Here is a 5304-nt window from a genome sequence, read left to right on the forward strand (position 1 = left end):
ACCAGAACGAGATCGTATTGTATAATGACGATGTCAATACATTTGACCACGTAATCGATACACTAATTTATGCTTGTGACCATACGCCGGAGCAAGCGGAACAATGTTCCATATTAGTGCACTACAAAGGTAAATGCACGGTAAAAACAGGATCTTATGAAGATCTTAAACCGCGTTGCACCATGCTTTTGGAAGCTGGTTTAAGTGCGGAAATAGTATAAATTCTTATCAATAAAAAAACCTCTCAGGTTTTGAAAACCTTAGAGGTTTGATATTTCAACTTCCCGCCTCTGCGTCTCCGCGAGAGAAAATCTTACAACGTCGAAGGGCAAACAAATTCCGTAATCGGCAAATCCGTTTCTTTAAGGGCAGCAAATCCGCCATCAACATCCACCAGATTATTAAATCCGCGTGCTTTTAAAATAGAAGCGGCAATCACGGAGCGATAACCACCGGCACAATGAATATGGTAGGTTTTCTTAGGATCGATCTGATTCATATTTTCATTGATGAAGTCCAATGCGAAATGTTGTACATCTTCCAAATGCGAAGCTTCATATTCGCCATCTTTTCTTACATCTAGAATATTTAACTTTTCTGTTTTAACTTTTTCAGCAAGCGCTTCCGCAGAAATGGAATCCAAAGTACTGACTTCTTTGCCTGCGGCTTTCCAAGCGTCAATTCCGCCTTCTAAATAGCCTAAAGTGTTGTCGTAGCCCACACGAGACAAACGTGTCACAGCTTGTTCGCTTTGGCCTTCAGGAACGACAAGAATCAAGGCTTGCTTCAAATCGGTAATTAACGCGCCAACCCAAGGGGCAAATTGTCCGTTAAGACCGATAAATATAGAGTTTGGGATATGTCCTTTGACAAAATCACTTTGCGTTCTTACATCAAGTACCATAGCCTCTTCGTGATTGGCCATAGCCTCAAAGTTTTCAGGGGACAAGGGGACATTTCCTGTTTTCAAAACCTGATCAAAAGCCTCATAGCCCGTTTTGTTCATCATCGCGTTTTTTGCAAAATACTGTGGCGGCGGTGGCATTCCATCCAACACTTCCTTTACAAATTCTTCCTTGGTCATATCGGCACGAAGCGCATAATTTGTTTTCTTTTGGTCGCCAATAGTCCCAACGGTTTCTTTACTCAAATTCTTTCCACAAGCTGAACCTGCACCGTGCGCTGGATAAACGATGATGTCATCTGCCAAGGTCATGATTTTGGTGCGGAGTGAATCATAGAGCATTCCGGCTAAATCTTCTTTGGTTAAATCAGATTTAATAGCCAAATCTGGTCGGCCTACATCTCCTAAAAACAACGTGTCTCCTGAGAAAATCGCGTGGTCTTTTCCGTCTTTATCAATCAATAAAAAACTTGAGGACTCTAAGGTGTGTCCTGGTGTATGGAGTACTTTTATGGTGATATTTCCGATTTTAAAGATTTCGCCATCGGTCGCCGAATGAATGTCGTAAGACGTTTCAGCTCCAGGGCCAAAAACAATAGTAGCTCCGGTTTTGTTGGCTAAATCGACATGTCCAGAAACGAAATCGGCATGAAAATGAGTTTCAAATACATATTTTATTTTTGCGTTTTCAGCGTTTGCCTTGTCAATATAGGGTTGAATTTCCCGTAGTGGATCAATAATGGCCACTTCGCCTTCAGACTCGATATAATAGGCACCCTGTGCCAAACAACCTGTATATATTTGTTCTATTTTCATAATTTAAATTTGATTTTTATGCCCTTCGTAACTATAGGTTTTATAAGGACTTCTGTTGTTTTTATTTAATTACAATACTTGAAATGTTTCTTTCATTTATTTGATTTTCAAAGATACAAAAGCTTAAAAGGAAGTAATGTGACAAAAGTCACATTGATAATGGATGTTGAAATGCACTACTGTTAATCCATTGGCATTCATCCATTTATATTTGAGATAAAATTATAAAACCCGTTTGCTATATGATTCCTATGAGATCATTTGCAAACGGGTTTTTAGCTAATATTTATCTGAATTCTATTTAGTGAGGCAGCTTGTCTTTTAGAACACCATAAACGTAAGTGCCTAAAATGGCCGCTAAAATAACGATGAGCATTGTGAAAACACCAGTGCCGACCAAGATGTACATTGGGCCAGGGCAAGCGCCAGATAAGGCCCATCCCAATCCGAAAAGGGTGCCGCCTACAATATAGCGGGTCAAGCCTTTTTCTTTATCAGGAACTTTCATCAAACCGCCTTCAATGTTTTTAAACTTGAATTTTTTTGTGATCAACAGTAGTATAATTCCTGTAGTAATTGCCGTGCCTATAATGCCGTACATGTGAAAGGATTCAAAGCGGAACATTTCATAGATGCGATACCAAGAAACGGCTTCTGATTTTACCAGAATGATTCCAAACACAATGCCGACGAGTAAAAATTTTAAAAATTTCATCTGTATATATTTATTGTTTTTTAAATGTCAGATGCATGATCCAAATTAACTTTTCGGTTGATTAAGAGGTGCAAATGAACAGGTCGTGTTAGCCAAAAATTAAAGGGAATAATAAATGCACCATAATCAATCCGCCAAGAAAAAAACCGATGACGGCAATTAAAGAAGGCAATTGCAAACTGCTTAAACCAGTGATGGCATGACCAGAAGTGCAACCCCCAGCATAACGTGTTCCGAAGCCTACCAAGAAACCACCAATGATTAAGATGGATAATCCCTTCAAGCTAAAAACCGCATCCCAGCTAAAGAGTTCAGCAGGTAGCAAGGTTTTTCCGGCATTTTCAAATCCTAATTGTGATAAACTTTCAACAGTTACAGGATTTAAATGGATGTCCACTGGATTGGACAATAATGTACTGGCAATAAATCCGCCAATTACGGCACCCATAACAACGACCAAATTCCATCGTTGGGATTTCCAATCGAAGTCAAAGAATTTTGTTTTTTTACCTGCTCCTGCAATGGTGCAAAAGGTTCTTAAGTTAGAAGACATGCCAAAAGTTTTTCCAAAATAAATAAGGATAAACATGATCATGGCCAGTAAGGGGCCAGAAACATACCAAGGCCAAGGTTGTAATATAAATTCCATTAAAATAATTTTTTTCAAAGGTAAGTTTAGTAATTGATTCGGTTTGTGATAATTGTTACTTAAAATCGAGAACTTCAATTTTGTTGCGACTTAGAATAATTTTTTTCTCGTTTTCCAATTGTTTCAACAAACGCGAAATAACCACACGCGAGGTATTTAAATCTTCCGCAATGTCCTGATGGGTTTTTGAAATGGTTTCAGAAGCGTTCAATTTAACATGATCTATGAGATATTTATAAAGACGTTCGTCCATTTTCATGAAAGCTAAAGTGTCGATGGTTTCCAACATTTCGTTGAAACGGATCTGATAGCTCTGTAAAATAAAGTTTCGCCAACTTTCATTGCTATGGAACCATTCGGTCATTTTTTCATTGGGAATCATAATGACACTCGAGTCTTTATCGGCTACCGCTCTAATTTTGCTTTTGGATTTTGCCATGCAGCAGGTTAAGGACATGGAGCAGGTATCTCCCTCTTCCAATACATATAAAAGAAGTTCGCTACCGCTTACATCTTCACGCAGCACTTTGATGTGGCCTTTTAAGAGGAGTGGTACATGGGTAAGACTTTGTCCGATATCCATGATGATGTCATCTTTTTGAAAATGTTTGATCATGCCATACCTAGAAATATTTTTGATGATAAAGTCATCGAAATAGTTGGCAAACTGAGTTAATAAAGCTTCTTGTATCATAGTTCAAAAATAAACATTTTAAAATTTGAAATAAAAGTTTGGTAGTCTTTTAATAAAAGTGTTATATTTGCACCCACTTAAAAAGGCCTCGTGGCGCAACTGAATAGCGCACTTGATTACGGCTCAAGAGGTTACTGGTTTGAATCCAGTCGAGGTCACTTTTAGCTATTAGGAATAGCACCAAAACCATGCAAACGTCACGTTTAGCATGGTTTTTCGGTTTTTAGGCGAACATTTAATTTGATATCAATTCAATTAAAGTGTCTGCTAATCGGTTACCTCTTATTCAAAGTGTCTGCTAAGCAGACACTTTGAATAAAATTAGTATATTGAAAGAGTATGGTTGATTTGACTTTCGTCCTATGAATGTTTAATCTTAAAGACGACAACCATGCGCACAAAACAAACTTTCTCGACACTCTTTTGGTTGCAAACCACTAGAGCAATTAATAATGAAGCTTTAATCTACATCAGAATTACTGTAGATAGAAAACTGGTAAACCTTAGCTTAAAAAGGAAAATGCCTGTAGATCTATGGGATTCTACAAGAAAGAAAGCTAAAGGAACTTCGGCGTTGTCACGCCAAATTAATTTTTATCTCGAAGAAGTCAATTCTCAAATATTCCAAATCTACCAAGATCTCAAATTTAAAGGTGAGCTCATTACTGCCGAACTTGTAAAAGCTCACTATACAGGGGGTACTGAAGAACAGGGCAAATCATTGCTTGAGATATTTGGTTATCATAACAAGAAAATTGAGAACACTTTGGCACCTGGTTCCATCCGAAACTTCGGAATTACAGAATCCTACATTAAAAAGTTTCTGCTTAAAAAACGCAAAACCACGGATGTTTATCTCAGACAGCTCAACTACGAGTTTCTCACCGACTTTCAGGTGTATCTATCCAATTTGTATCCTGCAGGCCATCCAAGGGCCTTAAGTCAAAATACAGTGATGAAACACATTCAGCGATTGCGGAAAATAGTTACCCTGGCCTTTCATATGGAATGGATGGCCAAGGATCCGTTCGTGCGTTGGCAAATGTCATATACCAAAACCAACAGAGAGTTTTTAACCGAAATTGAATTGAATAGATTAGAAACTAAAGACTTTATCTCAGACCGACTAGATCGCGTACGCGACCTATTCGTTTTCAGTTGTTATACGGGTATTAGCTATGTGGATATCATGACACTTACTTCAGACAATGTCATTTTGAACATTGATGGGAGTTATTGGATCGAGACAAAAAGACAAAAAACAAACACGGTGGTCAAGGTGCCGTTGTTAACACAGGCGCTAAGGATTATCGAAAAATATAAAGATCATCCAGTAACTGCTGTTTCCGAATCCCTATTGCCAATAATTACCAACGAGAAGTTAAACGCCTACCTCAAGGAAGTGGCCAACTTTGTAGACATCAAAAAGAACCTGACGTTCCACATGGCACGCCACACTTTTGCGACGACCATCACTTTATCCAACGGCGTGCCGATAGAAACCGTTTCTAAAATTCTGGTCCATA

The 5304-nt window shown here is 38.4% G+C and carries 6 protein-coding genes and 1 tRNA gene; 3 read left to right on the forward strand and 4 right to left on the reverse strand.

Annotated elements, in window-relative coordinates; all coding sequences use genetic code 11:
• A partial coding sequence (locus tag ABIQ28_RS13555; RefSeq protein WP_348038205.1) for an ATP-dependent Clp protease adaptor ClpS occupies positions 1 to 221 on the forward strand: 221 nt, incomplete at its 5' end.
• Between the two features lie 92 nt (positions 222 to 313).
• On the opposite strand, the gene ABIQ28_RS13560 is transcribed toward ABIQ28_RS13555, so the two are convergent.
• The 4 genes from ABIQ28_RS13560 to ABIQ28_RS13575 all read right to left on the reverse strand — a co-directional run bounded on the left by ABIQ28_RS13560 (position 314) and on the right by ABIQ28_RS13575 (position 3778).
• Positions 314 to 1720, reverse strand: coding sequence for an MBL fold metallo-hydrolase (locus tag ABIQ28_RS13560; RefSeq protein WP_348038207.1), 1407 nt, complete (start codon positions 1718 to 1720; stop codon positions 314 to 316).
• Between the two features lie 301 nt (positions 1721 to 2021).
• On the reverse strand, positions 2022 to 2435 hold the full coding sequence (locus ABIQ28_RS13565) for a DUF6691 family protein (protein ID WP_348038209.1): 414 nt from the start codon (positions 2433 to 2435) through the stop codon (positions 2022 to 2024).
• 88 nt (positions 2436 to 2523) lie between these two features.
• Positions 2524 to 3084, reverse strand: a complete 561-nt coding sequence (locus ABIQ28_RS13570) for a YeeE/YedE thiosulfate transporter family protein (protein ID WP_348038211.1) — start codon at positions 3082 to 3084, stop codon at positions 2524 to 2526.
• Positions 3085 to 3139: 55 nt separating this feature from the next.
• Positions 3140 to 3778, reverse strand: a complete 639-nt coding sequence (locus ABIQ28_RS13575) for a Crp/Fnr family transcriptional regulator (protein ID WP_348038213.1) — start codon at positions 3776 to 3778, stop codon at positions 3140 to 3142.
• 84 nt (positions 3779 to 3862) lie between these two features.
• Between ABIQ28_RS13575 and ABIQ28_RS13580 the strand changes: the two genes are divergently transcribed.
• Positions 3863 to 3936, forward strand: a tRNA-Arg gene (locus ABIQ28_RS13580).
• Positions 3937 to 4169: 233 nt separating this feature from the next.
• The coding region (locus ABIQ28_RS13585) for a site-specific integrase (RefSeq protein ID WP_348038215.1) at positions 4170 to 5304 on the forward strand (1135 nt) is incomplete at its 3' end.

The sequence above is a fragment of the Gelidibacter sp. genome (assembly GCF_039916245.1).
In the GTDB taxonomy this organism is placed as follows: Bacteria; Bacteroidota; Bacteroidia; order Flavobacteriales; family Flavobacteriaceae; genus Gelidibacter.

What these genes read in the sequence shown, in the direction of transcription:
- ABIQ28_RS13565 (WP_348038209.1), bottom strand. Translation starts at nt 2,435, where the DNA reads ATGAAATTTTTAAAATTTTTACTCGTCGGCATTGTGTTTGGAATCATT.
- ABIQ28_RS13560 (WP_348038207.1), bottom strand. Translation starts at nt 1,720, where the DNA reads ATGAAAATAGAACAAATATATACAGGTTGTTTGGCACAGGGTGCCTAT.
- ABIQ28_RS13575 (WP_348038213.1), bottom strand. Translation starts at nt 3,778, where the DNA reads ATGATACAAGAAGCTTTATTAACTCAGTTTGCCAACTATTTCGATGAC.
- ABIQ28_RS13570 (WP_348038211.1), bottom strand. Translation starts at nt 3,084, where the DNA reads ATGGAATTTATATTACAACCTTGGCCTTGGTATGTTTCTGGCCCCTTA.